The sequence below is a fragment of the Candidatus Nanopelagicales bacterium genome (genome assembly GCA_037045355.1).
Taxonomy (GTDB): Bacteria; Actinomycetota; Actinomycetes; order S36-B12.
Window position 1 is genome coordinate 97,297 of sequence record JBAOHO010000016.1, and the last position, 22,186, is coordinate 119,482.

Genomic DNA, 22,186 nt, shown 5'->3' on the forward strand with positions numbered 1-22,186 from the left:
ACATGAGAATCATTGTCAATAAGTACCTTGGCTGGACTCTCTTCACCGGCGCGTTTCCCGTAGCCTTTGGGGCGCGTTCGGTAGTCAACATCACGCAGCGAACGGGAAGTGGAGTTCTCCCCCGTGGAACTCCACCTACCGCTCGCAACTACACGGTGACAGTGGGTACTTAAGTCCGGCTTAAGGCCGGTTCCCATGAGCGTGGGAGCGCGCGACACCGCGGACCGCCGGTCTCGGACGGGGAGGCTTGTCGAAGGGGGGCGGACAGATGCACATCCGTTTGATGGGCACGTTCGCGGTCCAGGCAGACGATGGCACGACGTTGGATTGTGGGGGCGCCAAACAACGCGCCGTTCTGGCGCAACTTGCGTTGGAGGCCAAAACGCCGGTCTCCGTCGATCGCCTGGCAGAGGGACTCTGGGGAGAGCAGGTTCCCGAGAAGTATCGGCAGATCATCCAAGTTTACGTGTCCAATCTCCGCCGAACTCTGGACCCCGAACGTGGCTCGGGATCCCCGAGCCGGATCTTGCGTCGGGGAGGCGCCTACGAACTCGAAGCCGGGGACGATGAAGTCGACGTGATCGGACTCAACCGGGCCGTGGCCCAGGCGGTGGCCGGACTGAACCTGGGGAAGCCGCACACTGTGGCAGCCGCTCTCGCGCCCTCCCAGGAGATCTGGACGAGTACTCCGTTGGCCGACCTGACCGAGTTGCCGTTCGTGACCGACTGGACGGATTCCCTCGACGGCCTGCGGCTCACGGCCACGGAGCTGCTGGCTCAAGCTCGACTCGATCTTGGCGAACATCAACTCGTCGCCGATGAGTTGCGCGGCCTGGTCCACCGATATCCCGGCCGCGAACGCCTGTGGGAGATCCTGGCCCTCGCTCAGGTTCGATCGGGTCTCCAGCAGGAGGCGCTGGACACCGTCCAGCAAGCCAAGCGCGAATTGGTCGCCGAGTTCGGACTGGATCCCGGCCCCGCACTGCAAGATCTCGAGGAACGGATCCTGCGGCAGGACTGGACCGTTCTCGGCGTGACACCTCCCCGCGTTGCCGCCGACTCCGTACCCTGCCCCCTCAGCCCTATCCTCGGTCGCGGCGAACTGCTCAGCGACATCGTCGGCGCCCTCAGTTCGGGGGTCCGCCTCGTCGTGCTGTCCGGCCCCGGGGGCGTGGGCAAGACCCGCCTGGCACTCGAAGCTCTCAACCAGGACGACCCAGCGGTTCGCGGTGCCGTGTGGGTGCCGTTCGCCGATGAGCCACCCGGTTCGACAGTGCGAGAGGTGATCGCGCGCCGCCTGGCGGTGACCGAGAGCGCACTGGACCTCACGTTGACCTCTGTCGATCTACTGGCCCTGGACAATCTCGAACACATCACCGATGCCCACCGTGCGGTGGCCGAACTGCTCTCCCGCCACCGCCACCTGAGGATCCTGGCCACTTCCCGCGGGTCGTTGGGTGTCGGCGGAGAGAGGGTCTGGGCGGTGGGTCCGCTCGCAGACGGGCCAGCAATCTCACTCTTCACCGACAGAGCTAGGTCGGCGATGCCCACGTTCACCGGGGACCGGGACGACATCGTGGAGTTGTGTCGCTGCCTCGACAGTCTGCCGCTGGCGATCGAACTGGCCGCGGCGCGCGTGGTGACGTTGGACCCACACGAACTCCTGCGTCGAATGCCGGAGATCACCGAACTGAGATCCGATACCGCCCTGTCCGGGCGACAGTCATCTGTCGAGGCGTCGGTGGCCTGGAGCGTGGACCTGCTGAGTGAGCACCAGCGCGAGGCGTTGACGGCTCTCGCCGCACTGGCCGGTGCTCCCGATCCCGACGAGGTTGTGGCCGCAGTGTCTGCCCTGTCTGACCGACCATCCGATCAGCACCTGCAAGCGATCGAGGCCCTCGCCCGACTTGGTCTCGTGCAGCCTCTGGAGACTCGTTCCGGTCGCCGGTTCAACCTCCTGCAGACGGTGCGAGCGGCTGTGACGCCTGAGCCGGACGAGGTGAGGCACGCCAACTTGGCGGTCGCCGACTACTGGGCGAACCTGGACAAGGGACGCAGTCCTGTGAGTGGTTGGACCCCGGTCCGCCTCGCAGCATTGGACGACGATCTCGCGATTCTGCGCGGAGTCGTGAGGGTATTGGTCGAGAACGACGGAGGGGAGCAGGCCGCTCGCCTGCTCTCGGTACGACGCCAAGGGCTTGCCTGGGTGGGTCGACAGGATCTATTGGCCGAGCTGTGCGATGAGATTCTCCGTGGCGGTGTTACGAATCCGTGGGAGCGGCGGATCGAGGTCGTGGCGGGGAGCGCTACGTACAAGTTGAATGACCTGGCTCGCACAGCAACGCTACTGAAGTCAATCGATGAACTCGATCCTCTCGATCAGACTCACCGGGTGGTGGGCTACGCGTATCGATCCGCCCTCAAAGCCGAGTGCGACGATCTCGACGGGGCCGCGGCCGATGCTGAGGCGGCCATCCACGCCGCCGGGGAAGACGAAGACCTGCTGCAGATTGCGCATAGCGCCGCTGCCTGGACGGCTCGGCGACGCCACGAACTGCCCGCCGCCGCCGATCACGCCAAGGCCAGCCTGGCGCTGGCTCGCGACGATCTGCAGGTAGTGCTGGCGTCCCGCGATCTGGCGAATGCGGAACTCCTCGCCGGTCATCCGGAGCGCGCCATGCGGATTCTGAACGACTGCCTGCCACGGTCGGTGGCCTTGGGCGACGCGGTCGAAGCGGAGGTCGGTATCACTCTGGGAATCGCCCATCTGCTTTCGGGGGCGCCGCGGGATGCCCTGCGAGCCTTCGAGTCGGCCCTGAACAGGATTTACGGACTGTCCGACCCCGGTTTCACTCTGGAGCTCGTCACGGCGATCGGCCTCGCAGGACGATCCCTGGGTGCGCAGGAGTCGCTGGAACTGATTCGGGATGCGACCGCTGCTACTCGAGCCCTTGACCTGGGGGATGACTCGGTGCCGGCCGAGCTGCGCCCACTGGTAGACCCCGTCATGGTCGAGGTGGGGGTCATCCCCAGGACGAGCCTGTCCATCGACATCCTGGTGCAACGAGCTGTGAACGTGGCCAATCAGCTGGTCACTGATCACCGCTGACGAAGTGCGCCCCCGGCAGGATTCGAACCTGCGCGCATGGCTCCGGAGGCCACCGCTCTATCCCCTGAGCTACGGGGGCTCGGGACGCCTCAGATTACCAGCAGGGATACGGTCAGGATTCGATCGCGGGTGTGCCACCTGCGGCGGCCGCAGCCACGGCCAACCCTGAGCCCAGAGCCACGAGGGCCATGACTGCCAGGACCCGGCCGCGGGATGCGGTGGCAGCGTGCGCCATCACTCCCCCACGACTCGCCGAACTCATCACCGACCCCAGCGACCCCCAGGACATGAGCGATCCCACCGACAGCGCCGAACCGATGCTGAAAGCCGACGCCGCCGAACCGACCGAGCCGATGGACAATACCGACCCGGTCGATCCGATGGACAGCAGGGAACCCTGCGAGGCGATCGACCACAGCGAACCTGAAGAGCCCATGGTTGCGATCAGTCCAGGTTCACGATGCCGCCGCAGTGGGCGGCGGCTGCGTTGATGGCTTTGTTCACGTCCCGGTAGGTGACCAGATCACCATCCATGTACAGGCGGTTGAGTCCGGCTGCCATGACAGATGCGCATTGCTTGGCCAACTGGAGTTGGGCCTGCGATGCCTGCAGTTGCTGCTTGAGGTTGCCCTCTTCGGCTGCCGCCTGAGCCTTCTCCTTCTGGTAATTCGCGTTTAGCTGCTTGAGCTCGCCGGCTTCCTTCTTGAGGTTCGCCTTGTCGACCTTGAGGTTCTTGCGGTCCGCCTCGATCTCTTTCTTGAGCTTGGCGATCTCCTTGGCCTGGGAGGCTTCCTTGGCGCCCGCCTGCTGTTCCAGTTGCTTCAACTGCGCCTGCAACTCCTCCATTTGCTGGTCGGTCGACGCCTGCAGATCATTGAGTCTGTTGTTGGTGCTGAAGCCCCACACAGCGAAACCGATCGTGGTCAGCGCCAGGACGATCGTCGCGATCTTCCAGGGCATCGACTTGTCCTTGGGCTTCTCCGCCGTCGAGGCAGCGGTGTTGGCGCCTGGCGGCGGGACGGGCGGAGGCGTGGCGGGGCCGCCAGGGCCCTGGGGCATGCCGCCGGGAGGGGGTGGGGTACTCATGGGGTCCTCCGATCCGCACCTACGTCCGTTGACGCCGTGCGCTCTTCTCTCAGGTTAGCGACCGGAAAGCGCCGGCGGTGGGAGGCCAACGCCACTGTCCCGCAGCCGGTCCAAGCGATCGACACGATCAGCACCAGCGAGGCGCAACAAGCGCACGGCCGGCAACCTCGCGCAGCGGCATCATTCCTCGACGAGGAATGGAGACGGCAGCCCGGGAGCGAAGCCCGTACCGGCCTGCCCGGGTCCGGCCACAACGGCCAAACCCACCCCAGGGGTGCCGGTCAACCGGCCGTAGGCACCGTCGATGACAGTGGCGCCCGAACCCGTCGCTCCGAGCACCAAGTCCCCGTCTGTCACGTTGCCGACCAGCCAAGCGACGGGGTCCTGTGTCACGCGTTCGACCTGGGCTCCAGAGAAGTCCGTCAGCGCATCGTCCGGCACATCCGACTCGGCAACGACGAGAAGTCCGCAGTGCCACTGAACACGCACCCGAGCGGCCAGGTCCGCCAAGACACCCGAGGTGATGACAGCGGTGTCGAGGGTGTCGGCGGCGTAGACCGGCACGACGACACGTCGCACGTGGGGCAGATCCACGATCACGAGCACCGGGACCGGGGCCGCGGCGACGATCTGTTCGGCGGATCGGTCCCGGAACCACCCAGTGACACTGCGACGCAGCCTGCTCCCGATGATCACCAGCGAGGCATCGATCTCGATGGCTGCGTTGCGCACGCCGAGGGCGGGGGTCTGATCCAGCCGCACCACCGGGCGCCCCTCACCTCCGTGTGCGGCCACGACATCGGACAGGGCTGCCGTCATCTCAGTTGCGGAACGGGACACGGCAGTCAGTTCAGTGGCGATGACATGAACAGGGTTCACCGTGCCCGCATCCGAACGTGCGATGGCCAACGCGAGCGGAAGCAGTGACTGCGCCTGAGCTTCATCGGCGAGGCCCACCACCACTCGCTCGCCCAAACGTCGGGCGTCGAGCCGCGGCACCGGCACCCGCTTAGCAAAGAACTGCGTCATCGCGGAACTGATGAGCAAACTGACGACAACCACCACGAGGACGGCGTTCAGCACCACTTCGTCGAACAGTCCGATGGCGAAACCCACAGATGCGGCGGCCAGCGTCGCGGCGGCTTGCGGCAAGGTGAGAGAGAACATCAGCCCGGCTTCGTTCCAGCTGTACCGACTGAGACGTCCGGCGATCACAGCTGCCAATCCCTTGCCGACCACGACAGCCACAGCGAACGCAGCCGCCACTTGCAGCGTCCGCGATTGGAACATGACACCCGGGTCGATCAGCAGTCCGATGGAGATCAGGAAGAACGGGATGAACAACGAGTTGCCGACGAACTCGGTCGCCTCCATCAACGGCGAGCCGTTGGGCACACTGCGGTTCAGGCCGAGCCCTGCGAAGAAAGCGCCGACGATTCCCTCGACACCGAACGCCTCAGCCACAAGGGCCGCGGCGAGGAAAGCCATGAAAACAAAGACGAAGCGGGCTGCGCGGGTCTGCCCTTGGTTCTTGAACCACCAGCGAGCCGCCCGGGGCAGCACCAACAGCGTGAACCCGCCCAGAACGGCGAGACCCACCGTCAACGTGACGAGCGGGTTCGCCTGCGAATCCCCGCCTGCCACCACCGCGAGCACGAGGAGGGCAAGCGTGTCGGTGATGACGGTGGCACCCACGGAGATGGCCACGCTGCGGCTGGCGACCAGTCCACGCCGCTGCACGATGGGATAGGTGACCAGCGTGTGTGATGCCCACACCGACCCGATCAGGACGAGCGCCCACGTGTCGAGTCCCACCCAGAGTCCCGCGATCACACCCAGCACGAACGGGAACGCGAAGGTCAGTAGACCGAACCGAACTCCCGCACCGCGGTTGCGGTTGAACAGACCGAGGTCCAACTCCAGCCCGGCGAGAAACATCAGGTAGAGCAGTCCGACCGATCCGAGTGCTTGGAGTCCGGCGCCGTCGATGAGATTGAAGGCGGCGGGCCCGATCAAGAAGCCGCCGAGGATCATGCCGAGAAGACCCGGGATTCGCAGCCGCTCCATGATCGGCGGCAGGAACAGCACGACGGCGAGGACGCAGAACAGCAGTCCCACCGCGTTATCGAGGATCGGGGGGTCCTGCGGGGGGTCGTTCACCACCGACACCAGAACCGCGATCACGCAAGTGAGGTTATGGTCCGGGGTCGTCCGGGTCCACCGGATCAGACGAGACGAAGACTGCGCACCAGACCGTGGGCACCGCCGGGTCGGTCCAGGTGACCCGGTGACGGACATGAGCCGGCAGCCAGACGGCGTTGCCGGCGGTCAGGACTCGTTCGGTGGACTCCCCCTCGATCAGCAGCCCGGCCGAACCCGCCACCACGAGGACCCACTCGTCCTCGTCCTGATCGAACCACTGCCCGCGAGGTGTCGCTTGGCCCCGCGAGACAATCCACTCGATCCGCCACCCGCGCCCGGTGACGAGGTCGGTCAGGAACTCCGCATCACCGCCCACGTCGTCGGTCGCGAGCAGGTTCCAGGTCCGGATCATGGGGTCGTAATCGAGAACTCGACGACACCGGTCCACGAGTCGCCTGGTTCCAGCACCCGCCAGCCGACATCCGACTCGCGCGCCGCCAGGTGCACGGCGTCGGTCGGACATGTGTACGGCTCGATGGCCACCGCCTCGCGGTTGGCCGGGGTGAAGACGACGACATCGCGGGTGGCGGAATCGCAGCGAAGGTCGACAGCTGCTGATCCGCCGACGAGCCGTGCCCTCGCCATCAAGCCGTCGGGATCCGGAGTGAACTGCGGTAGACCTGTCAGGACGTCGTCGAGCACCCGCTGACCAATCGCGACGGGTGTGTTCAGGTCGCAGTCCCCGGTCACGGGTTCCCGTTCGCCGGTGGGAATGAGGTCCGAGAGGACCCAGCGCTCGGCGGCGGACACTTGGAGCCGTGCCTCGGCCAGCGATTCGGCTCCCAGAGGTGTGAAGTAGGGGTGGAAGCCCATTCCGAAGGGGGCCAGCCCTTCCCCCACGTTGGCCACGTGCGAAGTGAGCCGCAGGGCTGAGTCGCCCAGATCGAAGGTGATCCGCAGTTCCAGATCGCCGGGCCAGGAGTCGGCCACCGCGGCCGCGTCGCGCGAGAGTCGGAACACCCCGGTGACGGCAGTGGGCCCTGAGGCTGCGTACTGAGTCCAGGGGCTCTTCGCGCAGAAACCGTGGATTGCGTTGGGATCCCCGGGATGGGCCGGCGGAAGGTCGTATGTCCGGCCACCGAACTCGAATGTCGCTCCCGCGATCCGGTTCGGGAACGGGAACAGGATGGGACAGCCGCTGCGGGTACCGCTGCCCCCCGCCAGCACATCTGGTTCCGCATGCATCACCTGCACCGGACCGGCGGGTGTCGGCACCCGCCAGTCGATCAGGTTGAACCCAACCGCGGGGTAGATGGTGGCTTCGGCTCCCCCGTCACTGACCAGCCGGATGAGGGTCCGGTCGGCTCCCTGCTGCGGCAACGGCGACCCCTGCGCATCGGGGACGGTGATGTGGGCTCCACTGGGGTCGATGTGCACTGCCATGCCAGGCATCGTGTCAGGTGGGTCCCGCGGACGCAGGACACCAGGCAATCCCGGGCGCAGGCACCCGAAGTAGCCGGACCCCCGAGACCCCCGGGACTCCCGGACATTCCGGACCTTCGGACCCCTCCGGCGTGGTGGCGCCGATCTGTCGGACCCCCGTGGCACGGTGACCACAAGGGCGCCGGTCGGCGACCCGGGGAGGGGAACCCGTCATGAGCGTTGCACACCAGACCGTCACCGGGCATCTCAGTCCCGCCGACTTGGACCACACCAAGGCAGACCCAGCAGGCAGCGATCGGGACTTCGCGTGCCTGGTGTGTGTCACACATCTCTCGGGTGGCGCAGATGCCCGGCGCCTGCGGTTGGTGCCCGGAGTCACCGGGGTCATCGATGATCCTGGCGAGGCGGATGTCCACATGATCGTCTCGGCCACCGGTCCACGGGAGGCACAGCGGCAGTGTGTGGAGAGAGTGACCGACGCATTACCCCAGGCAGTCGTGACCGTACCGGAGGTCGTCGACTACAACCGTGCCCTGTTGAGCTACCTCGATCGGCACGGAGACAGCCTGGCTGGGGACGACGTGACTGGGGACGACGTGACTGGGGGCAACCTCGACGACGACACTGTCACCAACGCCACGTTCGACGACGCCCAGGCCGTCGCCGAACTGCTCGAGCGGGCGTGACGGCGACACAGCGCCTCTTCTTCGCGGTATGGCCGCCACCCCCGGTTCTGGAAGCACTGGAGGTGGCTCTTGGGCCTGCGCGCCGAGAGTCACCCACGACGGTGCGGTGGCAGCCCGATCATCGCCTCCACATCACCCTTCTGTTCATGGGCAGCGACAGGACACCCGAAGCTGCCATCATCGCGGGCGACCGCGTGGCCAAATCGTTCAGTGCTGAGGGGGTCCACATCCACTCGGGGGGTCGCTACGGTGCAGTGCTGTGGCTGGGGGTCACCGGGGACTGGCTCACCACGCTTCACCGTGGCTTACGACGCCAGCTGCGCACGCCCCGCGACTCCCGGCCCTTCCGGCCGCACATGACGGTGGCCAGGGTGCGCGCGGGTCGGGCACCCGCGTCGGTCCTCGCGACTCTGAGGAGCATCGATTCCCCCGCGTGGATCCCCACCGAGTTCACGCTCGTTTCCTCTCGGATCGGGCCGGATCCGCAGTACCACGTGATCCGACGCTTCCCGTTCTCGCCGGAGACTACGCGCTGAGCCAGCGCCGCATCCCGGCCTCGCAGGCGACCAGGTCTGCCTCGGGGACCCGTTCATCAGCGGCGTGGGCCAGAGCTGGGTCCCCGGGTCCGTAGTTGACGGCAGGCACCCCAAGAGCCGCGAACCTGGCGACATCCGTCCAGCCGAACTTCGGGCGCGGCTGCGCTCCCACGGCAGTGATGAACTGCCGCGCCGCCGGCAAGTGCAGCCCAGGCAGGGCACCGGCGGCAAGATCCACGATCTCCACCTCGAAGCCGGCGAAGACTTCGCGGACATGGTCTTGCGCCTCTTGCGGGGAGCGGCTCGGAGCGAAGCGGTAGTTGACCGTGACCGCACAAGCGTCAGGGATCACGTTGCCGGCGACTCCCCCCTCGATACCCACAGCGTTGAGTCCCTCGCGGTACTCCAACCCGTCGACGAGCGCTCGGCGCGGGTCGTAGTCGACCAGCCGATTCAGGATCTCGGCAGCCTGGTGCACGGCGTTGTCCCCGAGCCAGGACCGCGCACTGTGCGCGCGGGTCCCGCTCGTTCGCACCACAGCGCGCAAGGTGCCTTGGCAGCCTGCCTCAACACCAGCCGACGTCGGCTCCATCAAGATCGCGAAGTCGGAATCCAGCAACTCGGGGTGACTGTGCGCGATCCGTTCGAGGCCGTTGAACGCCGCGTCGATCTCCTCACACTCGTAGAACACGTACGTGACATCACGAACGGGCTCGGTGACGTCATGCGCCAGTCGCAGGGCGACCGCCACTCCACCCTTCATGTCGCAAGATCCCAGCCCGTGCACAAAACCACCCGCGCGGGTGTGCGGCAGGTTCCCCGAGGAAGGCACGGTGTCGAGGTGACCACCGATCAGCACCCGATCAGGTCGGCCGAGGTGAGTGCGGGCGACGACCGTGTCGCCGTCCCTGACCACGCTCAGGTGCGGCAATCGTTCCAGGGCCTCGGTCACGGAATCGGCCAGAGCGGCCTCATGTCGCGACTCACTGGGAATGTCGACAAGATCGCAGGTCAAGGACACGACGTCGCGCGATAAGTCGAGGCGATAGGGCGGAGCAGTCGTCACGTGGGTACGGTATCCCGGTGAGCGACTCCCCACTTGAGCCCGTTACCGGTTGCGCCAGCGGGATCGGCGTGGCCACCCTGTCGGGCGGCACTGTCGTCGAGGTCTGGTACCCGCAGCCGACTCTCGGGGCCACCCCCTCAGACGTCCCCGACATCTCCACCGGGATCACCACCGACCGCATTCGCAACATCACGACGCAGACGGTGACCACCGTGATCGCAGATCTGCAGTCCCCGCCCGAATCCGTGGCGGACATGTATCTGCGGCTGCACTTGCTGTCCCATCGCCTTGTGCGGCCCCGGACCATCAACCTGGACGGAGTGTTCGGGCTGCTGCCCAACCTCGCGTGGACGGACCTGGGCCCGATCCCACTGCCCGAGTTGACCGGCGCGCGGATGCGCGCGCGAGCCCATGGCACACCGCTCACCGTCCTCGGAGTCGACAAGTTCCCGCGGATGGTCGACTACGTAGTACCAGAGGGCGTGCGGATCGGCGATGCCGACCGGGTCAGGCTTGGGGCGTACCTCGCCCACGGCACGACCGTCATGCACGAAGGGTTCGTCAACTTCAACGCCGGGACTTTGGGAGTCTCGATGGTCGAAGGTCGTATCAGCGCCGGCGTGGTCGTCGGAGACGGCTCCGATATCGGCGGGGGCGCGTCGATCATGGGCACACTGTCGGGGGGCGGCAAGGAGGTCATCTCCATCGGGTCCGGCTGCCTGATCGGCGCGAACGCCGGGTGCGGAATCTCGCTGGGCGACAACTGCATCATCGAAGCGGGGTGCTATGTCACGGGTGGGGCCAAGGTGAGTCTGCCCGATGGCCACGTCCTCCCGGCCCGCGACCTCTCCGGTGCGGACGGACTTCTGTTCCGGAGGAACAGCGTGAGCGGGGCGCTCGAGGCGGTTCCCCGCTCCGGATCGTGGGGCGGACTCAACGAGATCCTGCACAACCACTGACGAGCCGAAACCCCACTGGGCCGCGGTATCGACCTGCGGTGCCGCAGTTGATGGGTCAGACCCCGCACTCCCGGGTGAAGCGCTGATACTTCCGGGTCGTCATCGGCCGTACGAACAGCCGCACAAACCCGGGCATCATCGCCCAGGTCGTCTGCTTCTCCTGCTCTGTGGCGCCGTCACAGACCCAGGGAAGTACGAGCGCCGAGTCTTCCTGGGCTCGGGTGAAGGCCATGAAATCCTTCAACTCGGGGCGCGTGAGGTACTTCTGGACGATAGGGACCCCGTCTCGCTCCTCATGGGCGCAGTGACCATTGAGCACGGCGAGCAACTCGTCGAAATGCCCGCCCAAAGCGGCGGTGTCGGCACCCGGCCCCAGTGACCCCATGCCCTCATCCAGATGGTTCAACGTGTCCTGAAGCGCGATGTGTTCGGCAGTCATGGCCTGCAGGACCACCTTCTCCGCGGGCGTAGCCCGCTCCTGTGCGGGGGGCCACAGGTAGGTGTCCTCACCCTCGTGGTGGGCGTGCAACGTCGTGGAGAAGAACCGATAGCGACGACGCAGACCTGACACTCGCTGAGCGTCGGACAGATCGATACCGACCAGGCTGTCCCGCAGTCGACACGTCTCACGCTTGAACGCACTATGCATGTTGGTGTTCATCGTGAAGTCGATCTGATCGGCCACGGAGGTGTCAGTTCCTCTCGATGAGCGGACGGTACTGGCGTTCTGTCTCGCCGATGTAGACCTGGCGCGGCCGACCGATCTTCGTGGACGGGTCGGTGATCATCTCGCGCCACTGGGCGATCCAACCCGGCAACCGCCCCAGTGCGAACAGCACCGTGAACATGCGGGTGGGGAATCCCATCGCCTTGTAGATGAGTCCGGTGTAGAAGTCCACGTTCGGATACAGCTTGCGCGACACGAAGAAGTCATCGGCGAGTGCGACCTCCTCGAGGCGCAGTGCGATGTCGAGCAGCGGATCGTAGGCGTCGAGCTTGGCGAACACCTCGTGTGCCTTCTCTTTGACGATGGCCGCACGCGGGTCGTAGTTCTTGTAGACCCGGTGTCCGAATCCCATGAGCCGGACACCGTCTTCGCGGTTCTTGACCTGCCGGATGAAATCGTCTTGACGCCACCGCCCGAGGCATGGATCTTCTCGAGCATCTCAAGCACGGCCTGGTTCGCGCCACCGTGCAGTGGACCGAACAACGCGTTGATCCCCGGCCGATACCGAAGCGAACATGTTCGCGTGCGAGGACCCCACCAGTCGGACGGTCGAGGTCGAACAGTTCTGCTCGTGATCGGCATGCAGCACCAGCAGCATGTCCAGCGCGTCGAGCGACCGCGGGATCCACCTCGAACGGTTCAGCGGGCACACCCGAACGACATCCGCAGATAGCTTGTGGACGTACGGCAGCGAATTGTCAGGGTAGATGTAGGGCTGGCCGATCGACTTCTTGTACGCGTAGGCCGCGATCGTCGGCAAGCTTGGCGAGCAGGCGGACACGTGGAGATTTCCACCTGCGTCGGCGATCGAAGCGGATCGAGGGAATCCTCGTAGAACGTCGACAGGGCGCTGACTGCGCTGGACAACACCGGCATGGGGTGCGCGTTGCGGGGGAACCCATCGAAGAAGCCGCCGGAGGTCCTCGTGGAGCATGGTGTGTCGTCCGTACCCGGCCGATCGAAATCGTCCAGCTCGGTCGCCGTCGGCAGCTCACCGTAGATCAACAGATAAGACGACCTCGAGATACGTCGGACTACTCCGGCCAGTTGCTCGATGGGATATCCGCGGTAGCGCAGAATCCCTACGTCACCATCGATGTAGGTGATCCTCGACTGGCAGGCCGCCGTGTTGACGAAACCCACGTCGAGAGCCACGTCGCCTGTCTTGCTGAGCAGATTCGAGATGTCGAGACCGGAGCTTCCGTCAGTGGAAGGAACGACCGGGAGTCTCCAAGGAACCACCCGGGTGGTTCAGCGTGACGTCGTCGCTCACTGTGCCTCCTCGCCAAACCACGGGTCTCCGCAGATGACCCAGCGGGCCTCCTCGGACAACCCGGGGCCCTTACCCACACCGTAGTCAGTCACCAGCCGGGATCAATCGGAACCCCCTTGCGGGCCACCTCCGAGCCGCGTCACTACTTCGGTCAACTCGGCATCGGGAGCGGTGAGGGACAATCGCACATACGCGGCCCCACTCGGACCGTAGAAGCCTCCGGGAGCCACCAGAATCCCCCGGTCGGCGAACCACTGAGCCGTGATGCCGTCCGACTCACCGCGACTGGCCCACAAGAACAGGCCCGCTTCGGAGTACTCGACATCGAAACCCGCCGTGGACAGGGCATCGGCCAGCAATCGGCGCCGGCGCGCGTAACGCTCCTGCGCCTGGATCACGTGCAGATCGTCGTTCAGCGCGGCGACGCCCGCGGCTTGAACCGGACCGGGAACGACAAGACCCATGTCCCGGCGCCTGGTCAGCAACTGTTGGATCACGGCACTGTCACCGGAAACGAAGCCACACCGGTAACCGGCCATCGACGATCTCTTGGACAACGAATGGACCGCGAGGATGTTGTCGAAGTTGTCGCCGGCCACGTCGCGGCTGAGCACCGAGGCAGCAACCTCTCCGATCGCAGTCAACTCGATGTAGCACTCGTCGCTGACGACGAGGGCATCGCGCTCCCGGGCCCAGGCCACGATCTTGGCCAGGTGCTCGGTCGGCAACACCCGACCCGTCGGATTTCCGGGTGTGTTGACCCAGACCATTGTCACGGCCTGTGGGCCGAGCGAGAACAACGAGTCCGCGGCGATGACCCGGCACCCCGAGGCCTGCGCCCCAGCCCGATAAGTGGGGTAGGCGAGTTCCGGGACGACGACGCAGTCGCTCGGACCAAGACCCAACAACCACGGCAGAGTCGCGATGAGTTCCTTGCTCCCCACGGTGGCGATGACGTCCTGAACGTCCAGGGCGGCCCCGAACCGGCGCCCGACCCAGGCCGCATACGCCGCTCGGAGCTCTGGTGTGCCGTGCGCGGGGGGATACCCGGGGGCGTCGGCCTCCGCTGCCAAGGCGTTGCGGATCAGGTCGGGCGTGGGGTCAGTGGGCGTCCCCTGGCCCAGATCGATCACCGCAAGGCCCGAGTTCTGCGCCCGCCCGCGCATCGCCTCCACGACTTCTCTGACGTTCCACGCGGTCATGATCCGAGACCGGCAATCTCGACCTGAGCACCGCTTCGGGCGAGCACCGACGGCTCCCGAGTCGCGGATCCGGTACAACTCATCGCGCAGTTCCACGGCGGTTCCCGACACCACCCGTCGTTCGGAAAGGACTGATCGATTCAGGTAGTCAGTCCTGATTGTGTGCCCCGCCTGCAACCACCGAGCGACCCCGCGTGAGTCTTGGTCGTCCAACAAGTCGGCGAGTTCAGCGAGTTCGGCGGCCGCGGCCCGAACCGCCACCGCGGCATCAGTCGAGTTGGCGGTGACGAACTCGGCGGTTCGGTCTGGCGGGGACGCGCTGACCCGGGTCGCGTCTCGGAATGAGCCACCGGCCACCGCCAGGACGAGTTCGGATTCCCCGCAGGTGGCGACGATGCGCCCGAGCACGCCGGCCAACGCGTGCGGCAGGTGGGACGCCAGTGCGACGGCCCGGTCGTGACCCGCCGCTGACATCGGCAGGACGTGGGCGCCCAGCATCAGGACCAGATCGATCACCGAATCCAGCGCTGCGGGATCGGTATCCGGTTCGACGACGACCGGCCACGCACAGTCCGAGAAGAGTTCCGCACTGCCGGAGGCGGCCCCCGAGAACTCCGATCCGGCCATCGGGTGCGTCGCGATGAACGGATAGTGCGGATCGCGGCGCCATTGCGCGACGATCGGTCGCTTGACCGACCCGAGGTCCGCAGTAGGTATCCGCTCGCCGGTGGCCATGAGTTCGGCGAGCAGCACGGTATTGGCCAGTGTGGGGGCCGAGAGCAGAATCAAGTCGCAGTCGACCAGATCTGTGACGGACGCCGCAGGTGTGACGCCCATCTGCACCGCCAGGTCCAGTGACGCCCGATCGGGGTCGACGCCGATGACCGGGAAGCGCGGGATCAAGGCGCGGGCAACGGAAGAACCCATCAGGCCCATCCCGCAGATCCCGATCTTCACAGCCCCAGTTTCTCCGGGTGGAGCAGCGAATCGATCCAGTCGTCCAGGGTCGCGGTACCCACCGATCCAGGGGGTGCCGCCTCGGCCACTCGACGTGTATCCGCATCGACAGGCAAGGGGAAGGATCCCAAGAGCTTGATCTCGGCGGGCAGCGCGGCGACGGCGCGCAGGGTCTGCTGCAACCGCGCGTCGCTCAGATGACTGCGGGCGGTCAGCAGGAAGCAGTACTCGCCGGCGCGCGTGCGCAGCGGCCGGGAGCTGATCGCGGTGAGGGCGATGTCCTGCGCGGCGAAGCATCCGAGAATGTCAGCCAGCACGCCGGTTCGATCGCCGATGGGTGTGACCACGACAACCGTCCGATCGTGGCCGGTCTGGTGCGCCAAGGTCCGCTTCAGTAACGCCATCCGAGTAGCGATTCCCGAGTGATCCTCCGCGACCGATCGCACGGTCGCCAGGGCGAAAAGATGCGCGGCTTTCGTGGTGGCCAGGGCGGCGATCGAATCCGCCGAGTCGTCGGAGACCCTGCGACATGCCGCAGCGATACTGTCGACCAACTCGACGCGTACTCCTGCACCCTCGATGAAGCGACGGCACTGAGCCGCCGCGGCTGTCGTGGTGACGAGAGTGTCGATCGCATTGGCTCGAGTCCCCGCCGACGCAGCGACGACGTAGTTGATCGGGACCACGAGTTCCTCGTTGATGAAGCACATCGATGAGCGGAAGATCAGTTCGTCGATGGTGCTGGAGACGTCGCCCTCGACCGATGTCTCCAGGGGAACCACCCCCGCGTCGGCTTCCCCCGATTCGACACTGAAGATCACGTCCGCCACGGACTCTCGCGCCTCGACGCGGCCCGGCCACGGCGTGTCCAGCAGATCGACGGCAGCGTGGGTGAAAGAGCCGGAGGGCCCGAGATAGGTCAGGAGACGCTCGGATGCCCCACTCACTCGTCGTGTTCCTGGGGCGGAAGCGCCACCACGATGGGGACATCCTTAGCGAAGGGTCCGTGCTTGGCAGCACCACCCAGATCGGAGTCCGGGATGTCGTTGAAGAACTCGACATTGGCCTCGGTGTAGGCGGAGTACTCGTCGGGGACGTCGTCTTCGTAGTAGATCGCCTCGACTGGGCAGACGGGCTCACAGGCTCCGCAGTCCACACACTCGTCGGGATGGATGTAGAGCATCCGATTGCCCTCGTAGATACAGTCGACCGGGCATTCGTCGATGCAGGCTTTGTCCTTGAGATCCACGCAGGGCTGGGTGATGACGTAGGTCACCGATGCCTCCTCGACTGACGATTCCCCGGCCGACTTGCCGGTGGAATGCACGGGCCAGTCTAGTATCGTCAGGCCCGATCCCACATGCTCAAGGGGGCTTCCATGCCGCTGCTGCCGATGGCTCGGGTGCGGCTGGATGTCGGACCGGCCGACGTCGGGCGACGCCTGACCGTGCGATACCGCGAGGACGGTCTCGGCCGCGGCGCTGAGCAGGAGATGGTCGGCGTCCTCGTTCGCTGGAGCGGGGGGCTGAGGGACGGGATCTTGCGACTGAGGCGCCGCGACGGGATCGAACACGGAATCCGCGTCGACGATCTGGTCGCCGCCCGAGTGGTCCCACCGGAGATGTCCGCTTATGCCGTGCAGCGCATGTGTCAGCAGGGCTGGCCCCCCTTGGAAGAGGAATCGCGGGGGAACTGGACTCTGCGGGCCTCACGAGGGGCCACCGGTCGCGCGAACAGCGTGCGAGTGGCTGGCGCCCCGCGGGGTAGCCTGAGCGCCGCGCTCGACGCCGTCCGGGAGTGGTATGCCGACCGCGGCCTGCTGCCCCGATTGCAGATCCCGCGCCCCTGCGGACTCGAGCACACCCTCAGCGAAGCCGGGTGGACGCAGCGTCGGGCAAGCCGGGTGCTCGTGGCGTCCACGCCAAGGCTTCTGACATCGACGGGAGAAGCACGAGAACGCACCGACCTGGAAATCTCCGTCGAGTCAGCCCCGAATCCACAGTTCCTGTCGTTGGTCCCTGGTTACGACGACAAGACAGCACCAGAGTTCGAGCACGCCTTCGCGGCAGTCCAGCCGGCGGCTTACGTGTACTGCCGTGACAGCCAGGGTGAACTGCTGGGTATCGGCCACGCGGTACTGCAGGACATCTGGTGTGGCGTCACCACCATCCAGACTCTTCCTCAGTCGCGCCGCAGCGGGATAGCAACCGCGGTCACGGCCCGACTGGCGCAGTGGGCCCACGAGCAGCGAGCCGAGAGCTGGTACCTGCAGTTGTTCGAGGACAACGCGGCAGCACTCGGTTTCTACGAGAACCTGGGGTTCGTGACCCACCACCGATACGAGTACAGGTGGCCGACGGCTGTTCCCCGGAGAGCCTGTGGGCGGAGGCTGACAATGCCGCCGATCCCACCGTGTCACCCCGGCAGTGAGCGGTACTCAGAGCGCCAGTAGAGCAGTGCATCACCGGGATCCGACACCACTATCCGCTCGACCTCGCCGATGAACATGTCGTGATCCCCGGCCCGGACTACCTGGTCGGTCCGGCATTCCAGCCATGCCAGCGACTGATCCAACACGGCGATGCCACGGTGGCTGCGGTGATGCGGAACCCGGGCGAGTTGCCCGTCCAGAGGACGGCCCTTGGTCGCGAGCCACGCCGCATGATCCGCGGCGGAGGAGTCAAGGATCGAGACACACCAATGGTCCTGTGTCCGAACCGCGCCGTGGAACCGCGAGGTGACCGCGATGGCCACCATGACCAGCGGTGGCGTCAAGGACAACGACGCGATGGCGTTGGCAGTCATCGCATGATCGACGCCATCCACGACGCAACTCACGACAGCGACCCCGGTCGCGAAGGATCCCAGCGCCCGCCGGAAGTCCGCTTGGTCGACGGCCGAGGTCACACAGACTCCCGCGTTCGCAGCCGAGCAGGGACGTTGGCGCAGGCTGAGCCGATGACGACGCCGGCGAAAAGGTAGCCGACGGCGACAGGGGTCAAGGCGATCACGATGTCACCGCCTGTGGTCGGAATCGCGAGCACCACGGATGCCACCACCCAACCCAGGAAGAACGCCGCCCCGGCAGCGCGGGACTCGAAGCTGTGGACCAGGGCCCGGATGCAGGCAACCAGGCACGCCAACAGCACAACTGCCCCGACTGGAATCGCGACCGAGCCCAAGGTCACCGTGTAAGCCTGGAGGAAGGCGCCGAACACGCCGAGCACCACACCTCCCAAAGCCAGCACCACGGCGGAGCCGACCCCGAGCCGGGTCCGGTTGTGTTGATCGCTCGGCGACTCCTGGGTCATCACTCCAGCCCGCTGAAAAGATCCGTCAAGGGTCGCCGGCCCGCGAGACTGCCCCGGGCCAAGCGGAAGTATTCCTGACCGAAGACCGGAGAACCCAGGTTGTTCGACAGCGCGAAGAAGCCTTCCTCGAGGTTGATCTGGCTCGCGTGGGCGGCCATCGCCGCCCGCTTCGCCGGCAGGTACTCCTCGATGTCGATCACCGCATCCACGGCATCATCGTCGACAGCGAAAGGCAGATCGTCCGGATCCATCGCCGCGAACTCCGAACTGTCACCGGCCGCTTTCAGTGCCTCGATCCCGGCGCGGATCGAGGACTTGGGAAACGCAGTCCAGAAGATCCGCGAGACAGTCCAGGGGGCCCCGAGGTCGGGTCGATAGGAGCGCACTGCAGCCAAGTCCGCCGCATACGTGGCAACCCGGTGGGTCTGGATGTGATCGGGGTGCCCGTACCCGCCGAAGTCGTCGTAGGTGACCATGACCTGAGGCCGGGTCTCCCGGATCACGGCGACCAGATGGTCGGCAGCTTCGCGAAGGTCGGCCCGCCAGAAACAGTTGGGGCGATCGTTGGAGGGCTCCCCCATCATGCCCGAATCACGGTAGGTTCCAGGTCCGCCGAGAAGGCGGCTGTCCGTGACCCCCAGCGCCCGCATGGAGTCGGCCAGCTCGTCGATGCGATGCGACCCGAGGTCGTCCTGGTCGTGTGCCGCCAGGTGCGCGATATCCGGCAGGAGGATTTCGCCCTCCTCCCCCAATGTGCACGTCACGAGCGTGACCTGATCGCCCTGCGCGCAGTGCCTGGCCAGGAGACCCCCGGTCGAAAGCACCTCGTCGTCGGGGTGGGCATGCACCACCAGAAGTCGCCGATCCGTCATAGACCGAACCCTAACGGCAGCGCCCGAACCTGGCTCGGCCGCAGGATGGTCACGAAGTGGGCGATCCCGCGCGTTTGTTGTCCGGTCCGCCCGAGGGGCGACTTAGCGTGGAGAGTGATGGGATCCCCCATCACTCTCAGCAAGAAAGATGGACTGACATGAACAAGAAGGCTGTTCTGGCCGTTGGCGCCAGTGCGCTCCTTGCGCTCGGTACCGCTGTGCCGATGACCTCGGCCTCCGCCGGCGCCGGCATCAAGGGCAAGAAGTGTCAAGACGGCACCTTCCACGTGCTGCACAACGACAGCATCAACCAGGTCCGCATCAAAGAGGGCTACTACCTGACCTACGTCAAGGGCGTCTCGTGCTACCAGGCATCGACGTACCTGCACGATTGGCTGGCACAGGGTTACACCAGCAACAACTTCCTCGTGGCTTCCGGTACCCGCGGCAAGAAGTCGACCATGTTCATCCAAGGTCAGAGCGGTCCGTTCTTCCAGATCAAGCGCGTCAACGGCCCCCAGTGACGGCCTGAACCAGCGCCTGAACGCCCCGTCGCCTCCCCAGGCGGCGGGGCGTTCCCTTACGGTCAGCAAGTGGACGATTTCCCCCGCCGGAAAGCCCTGACCCGCGGATTCAGACTCGGTGCACCGCGGACAGTCACGATCTCCCCGGATGGCGGCACGCTGATCTACCTGCGCTCCCAGGGTCCGACAGACCCTGTGAACCACCTGTGGACCGCCACCTGGGCGGCCAGCGGCTGGTCCGAGTCACTGGCCGTCGATGTCACGACGTTGGGTATCGGTGCGGAACTTCCGGCGCAGGAGCAGGCGCGAAGGGAGCGGATGCGCGAGGTGTCAGGCGGGATCACCGGGTACACGGTGGCCCGGGATTGGTCGGCGGTCGCCTTCACGCTGAGCGGGACCCTGTGGCTGCACAACCTGTCGACCGGGACGACAACCGCATTGCCGGGAGCCGACTTTGTGACAGCCGCGCTGGATGCCGATGCGTCACACCTGGCCGCGACCCGCGGCGGCGCCCTCGTGGTGCTCGACACATCGACTGGCAGCGAGGTCCTGGCCATCGAACCGGAGTCCGACACAGTCTCGTGGGGAAGTGCCGAGTTCATCGCCGCGGAAGAGATGGGCCGCTTTGTGGGGTCCTGGTGGTCGCCGGACGGGACCCGGCTCCTGGCAACACGAGTCGACGAGACAGCTGTGGACAGATGGTGGATCGGCGACCCCGCCCAACCATCGCGCCCCGCGACGCCGGTTCGGTACCCGGCTGCCGGTACGGCCAATGCAACGGTCCAACTGTTCGTGCTGGGCCTGGACGGCGGCCGAACTGAGATCCGGTGGGATAGGTCGCGGTACGAGTACCTGACCTCGGTGAGGTGGGACGACACAGGAATCGTGCTCGCCGTCCAGGACCGGAGCCAGAGGTCCGTGCTGACCCTGACCGCAGATCCGGGCACCGGCGAAACCACTCAACTGGCCCAGGATCACGATGGCCGCTGGGTCGAACTGACACCAGGCGCGCCGCGACTCACTGCCCGCGGACTGGTCACGGTCCGCGTCGACCACTCGACCGACGCCCGGCGGCTGATGCTGACGGACTCCTCGGGTGTCGAGCGGACCGTGACGCCACCTGGGCTGCAGGTCCGCAGCGTCGTAGCGGAGGATGACGACGGGCTGACGGTGACCGGATCCGACATCGACCCCAGCGAGTGTGATCTCTGGAACGTCGCTTGGGACGGATCCCTCACCCGACTGTCGCAGCCGGGTGGTTGGTCCGGCGGGACCGCGCGTGCAGCAACCACGGTGGTCGCTCGGGCGGGCCTCGAATCATCCCGATCGTCGCTGTCGGTGACCCGGTTCGAGACGAACTGGGAGATCCCGTCTCTGGCCGAGGCACCGAACCTGCGCATCGCTCCCGAGTTCCTCACCGACGATCGAGGCTGGGGTCGCATCGCGGTGCTGTGGCCCACGGAACCCGTAGCCGGGCGACTGCCGGTCGTCATGTCTCCCTACGGCGGGCCGCACTCGCAACGCGCCATCCGGGCGGCCGGAGCCTTCGGAACCGAACAGTGGCTGGCCGATCAGGGGTTCTGCGTCGTCGTGGCCGACGGGCCGGGCTCCCCGAGCCGACCGAGCAACGAATACTCCATCCACGGCGACCTCGCCACCGGCCCACTCAACGGTCAGATCAGCGCACTCGAGCAAGTGGCCGAGCGTTTCGGCGACCTTGTTGATGTCGATCGAGTGGGGCATCCGCGGTTGGTCGTTCGGCGGGTATCTCGCCGCCCTCGCCGTTCTGGAGCGCCCGGATGTGTTCCACGCCGCTGTCGCGGGTGCACCGGTCACCGCATGGGAGTTGTACGACACCCACTACACCGAGCGCTACCTGGGCACCCCCGACACTGATCCCGAGGCGTACGAGCGTTCGTCGCTCCTGCCCCGAGCGGCGGCGTCCACCACTCGCCCCCTGCTGTTGATCCATGGGCTGGCCGATGACAACGTGGTCGCCGCACACACGCTGCGACTGTCATCGGCACTGCTGGCCGCAGGCTCGGCGCACACCGTGCTGCCGTTGTCGGGGGTCACTCACATGACACCCCAGGAGGTCGTTACGGAGAACCTGCTGCGACTCGAACTGGAGTTCCTCACCACACATCTTCGTTGATCCCGAGGACACCCGCGCCGATCCCGAGCGAGGACACCCGCGCCGATCCCGAGCGAGGACACCCGCGCCGATCCCGAGCGAGGACACCCCCGCCGATCCCGAGGACACCTACGCTGATCATCACGACACCCGCACTGA

22 protein-coding genes, 1 tRNA gene and 1 pseudogene are annotated in these 22,186 nt (G+C 66.2%); 8 read left to right on the forward strand and 16 right to left on the reverse strand.

All coding sequences use genetic code 11. The features are described from left to right. The first annotated feature begins 268 nt into the window (after window positions 1-268). A complete protein-coding gene (locus tag V9E98_10255) occupies window positions 269-3,109 on the forward strand; it encodes a BTAD domain-containing putative transcriptional regulator (protein MEI2717362.1) in 2,841 nt (946 codons plus the stop codon). Between the two features lie 7 nt (window positions 3,110-3,116). Here the strand turns inward: V9E98_10255 and V9E98_10260 are convergent. The 6 genes from V9E98_10260 to V9E98_10285 form a co-directional block, all read right to left on the reverse strand. Beyond that, a tRNA-Arg gene (locus V9E98_10260) sits at window positions 3,117-3,188 on the reverse strand. A gap of 33 nt (window positions 3,189-3,221) precedes the next feature. Beyond that, window positions 3,222-3,545: a hypothetical protein gene (locus tag V9E98_10265; GenBank protein ID MEI2717363.1), complete on the reverse strand. Its 324-nt coding sequence runs from the start codon at window positions 3,543-3,545 to the stop codon at window positions 3,222-3,224. An 8-nt stretch (window positions 3,546-3,553) separates the two neighbouring features. Further along, window positions 3,554-4,195, reverse strand: a complete 642-nt coding sequence (locus tag V9E98_10270; protein ID MEI2717364.1) for a hypothetical protein — start codon at window positions 4,193-4,195, stop codon at window positions 3,554-3,556. Window positions 4,196-4,375: 180 nt separating this feature from the next. Continuing rightward, window positions 4,376-6,379, reverse strand: a complete 2,004-nt coding sequence (locus V9E98_10275; protein MEI2717365.1) for a cation:proton antiporter — start codon at window positions 6,377-6,379, stop codon at window positions 4,376-4,378. Window positions 6,380-6,389: 10 nt separating this feature from the next. Further along, the gene (locus V9E98_10280) at window positions 6,390-6,749 is read right to left on the reverse strand and encodes a cupin domain-containing protein (GenBank protein MEI2717366.1); all 360 of its coding nucleotides are present in this window, start codon (window positions 6,747-6,749) and stop codon (window positions 6,390-6,392) included. Next, window positions 6,746-7,780 (reverse strand): aldose 1-epimerase, encoded by a 1,035-nt coding sequence (locus V9E98_10285; protein ID MEI2717367.1) that lies wholly within the window; start codon window positions 7,778-7,780, stop codon window positions 6,746-6,748. The genes V9E98_10280 and V9E98_10285 overlap by 4 nt, the downstream gene beginning before the upstream one ends. Window positions 7,781-7,992: 212 nt before the next feature. On the opposite strand from V9E98_10285, the gene V9E98_10290 reads away from it, so the two are divergent. Together V9E98_10290 and thpR are read left to right on the forward strand one after the other, a co-directional pair. Beyond that, entirely contained in the window at window positions 7,993-8,466 is a 474-nt protein-coding gene (locus V9E98_10290; protein MEI2717368.1) for a hypothetical protein, read from the forward strand. Further along, complete coding sequence (thpR, locus tag V9E98_10295; GenBank protein ID MEI2717369.1) at window positions 8,463-9,002, forward strand: RNA 2',3'-cyclic phosphodiesterase; 540 nt, start codon at window positions 8,463-8,465, stop codon at window positions 9,000-9,002. Before V9E98_10290 ends, thpR begins: the two co-directional genes overlap by 4 nt. Here the strand turns inward: thpR and dapE are convergent. Next, complete coding sequence (dapE, locus tag V9E98_10300; protein ID MEI2717370.1) at window positions 8,992-10,068, reverse strand: succinyl-diaminopimelate desuccinylase; 1,077 nt, start codon at window positions 10,066-10,068, stop codon at window positions 8,992-8,994. The two genes, thpR and dapE, sit on opposite strands and share 11 nt — an antisense overlap. Before the next feature lie 17 nt (window positions 10,069-10,085). Between dapE and dapD the strand changes: the two genes are divergently transcribed. Then, complete coding sequence (gene dapD, locus V9E98_10305) at window positions 10,086-11,027, forward strand: 2,3,4,5-tetrahydropyridine-2,6-dicarboxylate N-succinyltransferase (protein MEI2717371.1); 942 nt, start codon at window positions 10,086-10,088, stop codon at window positions 11,025-11,027. A gap of 55 nt (window positions 11,028-11,082) precedes the next feature. Here dapD and V9E98_10310 read toward each other — a convergent pair whose 3' ends face one another. From V9E98_10310 to fdxA, 6 genes and pseudogenes are all read right to left on the reverse strand, one after another. Further along, entirely contained in the window at window positions 11,083-11,712 is a 630-nt protein-coding gene (locus V9E98_10310; protein ID MEI2717372.1) for a hemerythrin domain-containing protein, read from the reverse strand. Window positions 11,713-11,719: 7 nt separating this feature from the next. Further along, window positions 11,720-12,106 carry a citrate/2-methylcitrate synthase gene (locus V9E98_10315; protein MEI2717373.1) on the reverse strand — a complete coding sequence of 129 codons (387 nt, stop codon included), beginning with the start codon at window positions 12,104-12,106 and terminating at the stop codon, window positions 11,720-11,722. A 98-nt stretch (window positions 12,107-12,204) separates the two neighbouring features. Continuing rightward, a pseudogene (locus tag V9E98_10320) lies at window positions 12,205-12,336 on the reverse strand (hypothetical protein). A 792-nt stretch (window positions 12,337-13,128) separates the two neighbouring features. After that, the gene (dapC, locus tag V9E98_10325) at window positions 13,129-15,186 is read right to left on the reverse strand and encodes a succinyldiaminopimelate transaminase (GenBank protein MEI2717374.1); all 2,058 of its coding nucleotides are present in this window, start codon (window positions 15,184-15,186) and stop codon (window positions 13,129-13,131) included. Continuing rightward, window positions 15,183-16,133: a prephenate dehydratase domain-containing protein gene (locus V9E98_10330; GenBank protein ID MEI2717375.1), complete on the reverse strand. Its 951-nt coding sequence runs from the start codon at window positions 16,131-16,133 to the stop codon at window positions 15,183-15,185. The genes dapC and V9E98_10330 overlap by 4 nt, the downstream gene beginning before the upstream one ends. After that, on the reverse strand, window positions 16,130-16,462 hold the full coding sequence (gene fdxA / locus V9E98_10335; GenBank protein MEI2717376.1) for a ferredoxin: 333 nt from the start codon (window positions 16,460-16,462) through the stop codon (window positions 16,130-16,132). The genes V9E98_10330 and fdxA overlap by 4 nt, the downstream gene beginning before the upstream one ends. A 102-nt stretch (window positions 16,463-16,564) precedes the next feature. Here fdxA and V9E98_10340 point away from each other — a divergent pair, with 102 nt between their 5' ends. After that, complete coding sequence (locus V9E98_10340; protein ID MEI2717377.1) at window positions 16,565-17,638, forward strand: GNAT family N-acetyltransferase; 1,074 nt, start codon at window positions 16,565-16,567, stop codon at window positions 17,636-17,638. Here the strand turns inward: V9E98_10340 and V9E98_10345 are convergent. The 3 genes from V9E98_10345 to mshB are packed head-to-tail and all read right to left on the reverse strand — an operon-like array spanning window position 17,602 to window position 19,369. Continuing rightward, window positions 17,602-18,093 carry a flavin reductase family protein gene (locus V9E98_10345; protein MEI2717378.1) on the reverse strand — a complete coding sequence of 164 codons (492 nt, stop codon included), beginning with the start codon at window positions 18,091-18,093 and terminating at the stop codon, window positions 17,602-17,604. The genes V9E98_10340 and V9E98_10345 overlap by 37 nt on opposite strands. Beyond that, window positions 18,090-18,497, reverse strand: coding sequence for a hypothetical protein (locus V9E98_10350; GenBank protein ID MEI2717379.1), 408 nt, complete (start codon window positions 18,495-18,497; stop codon window positions 18,090-18,092). Before V9E98_10350 ends, V9E98_10345 begins: the two co-directional genes overlap by 4 nt. Then, window positions 18,497-19,369 carry an N-acetyl-1-D-myo-inositol-2-amino-2-deoxy-alpha-D-glucopyranoside deacetylase gene (mshB, locus tag V9E98_10355; protein MEI2717380.1) on the reverse strand — a complete coding sequence of 291 codons (873 nt, stop codon included), beginning with the start codon at window positions 19,367-19,369 and terminating at the stop codon, window positions 18,497-18,499. Before mshB ends, V9E98_10350 begins: the two co-directional genes overlap by 1 nt. A 158-nt stretch (window positions 19,370-19,527) precedes the next feature. On the opposite strand from mshB, the gene V9E98_10360 reads away from it, so the two are divergent. From V9E98_10360 to V9E98_10370, 3 genes are all read left to right on the forward strand, one after another. Beyond that, window positions 19,528-19,893 carry a hypothetical protein gene (locus V9E98_10360; protein ID MEI2717381.1) on the forward strand — a complete coding sequence of 122 codons (366 nt, stop codon included), beginning with the start codon at window positions 19,528-19,530 and terminating at the stop codon, window positions 19,891-19,893. Between the two features lie 69 nt (window positions 19,894-19,962). Further along, complete coding sequence (locus V9E98_10365) at window positions 19,963-21,789, forward strand: DPP IV N-terminal domain-containing protein (GenBank protein ID MEI2717382.1); 1,827 nt, start codon at window positions 19,963-19,965, stop codon at window positions 21,787-21,789. Next, window positions 21,680-22,048, forward strand: coding sequence for a prolyl oligopeptidase family serine peptidase (locus V9E98_10370; protein MEI2717383.1), 369 nt, complete (start codon window positions 21,680-21,682; stop codon window positions 22,046-22,048). The genes V9E98_10365 and V9E98_10370 overlap by 110 nt, the downstream gene beginning before the upstream one ends. Window positions 22,049-22,186 lie beyond the last annotated feature (138 nt).

Coding starts and splice junctions, on each gene's coding strand:
- V9E98_10255 (MEI2717362.1), top strand. CDS start 269: ATGCACATCCGTTTGATGGGCACGTTCGCGGTCCAGGCAGACGATGGC.
- V9E98_10265 (MEI2717363.1), bottom strand. CDS start 3,545: ATGGGCTCTTCAGGTTCGCTGTGGTCGATCGCCTCGCAGGGTTCCCTG.
- V9E98_10270 (MEI2717364.1), bottom strand. CDS start 4,195: ATGAGTACCCCACCCCCTCCCGGCGGCATGCCCCAGGGCCCTGGCGGC.
- V9E98_10280 (MEI2717366.1), bottom strand. CDS start 6,749: ATGATCCGGACCTGGAACCTGCTCGCGACCGACGACGTGGGCGGTGAT.
- V9E98_10285 (MEI2717367.1), bottom strand. CDS start 7,780: ATGGCAGTGCACATCGACCCCAGTGGAGCCCACATCACCGTCCCCGAT.
- V9E98_10290 (MEI2717368.1), top strand. CDS start 7,993: ATGAGCGTTGCACACCAGACCGTCACCGGGCATCTCAGTCCCGCCGAC.
- V9E98_10315 (MEI2717373.1), bottom strand. CDS start 12,106: ATGGGATTCGGACACCGGGTCTACAAGAACTACGACCCGCGTGCGGCC.
- V9E98_10340 (MEI2717377.1), top strand. CDS start 16,565: ATGCCGCTGCTGCCGATGGCTCGGGTGCGGCTGGATGTCGGACCGGCC.
- V9E98_10350 (MEI2717379.1), bottom strand. CDS start 18,497: ATGACCCAGGAGTCGCCGAGCGATCAACACAACCGGACCCGGCTCGGG.
- mshB (MEI2717380.1), bottom strand. CDS start 19,369: ATGACGGATCGGCGACTTCTGGTGGTGCATGCCCACCCCGACGACGAG.
- V9E98_10360 (MEI2717381.1), top strand. CDS start 19,528: ATGAACAAGAAGGCTGTTCTGGCCGTTGGCGCCAGTGCGCTCCTTGCG.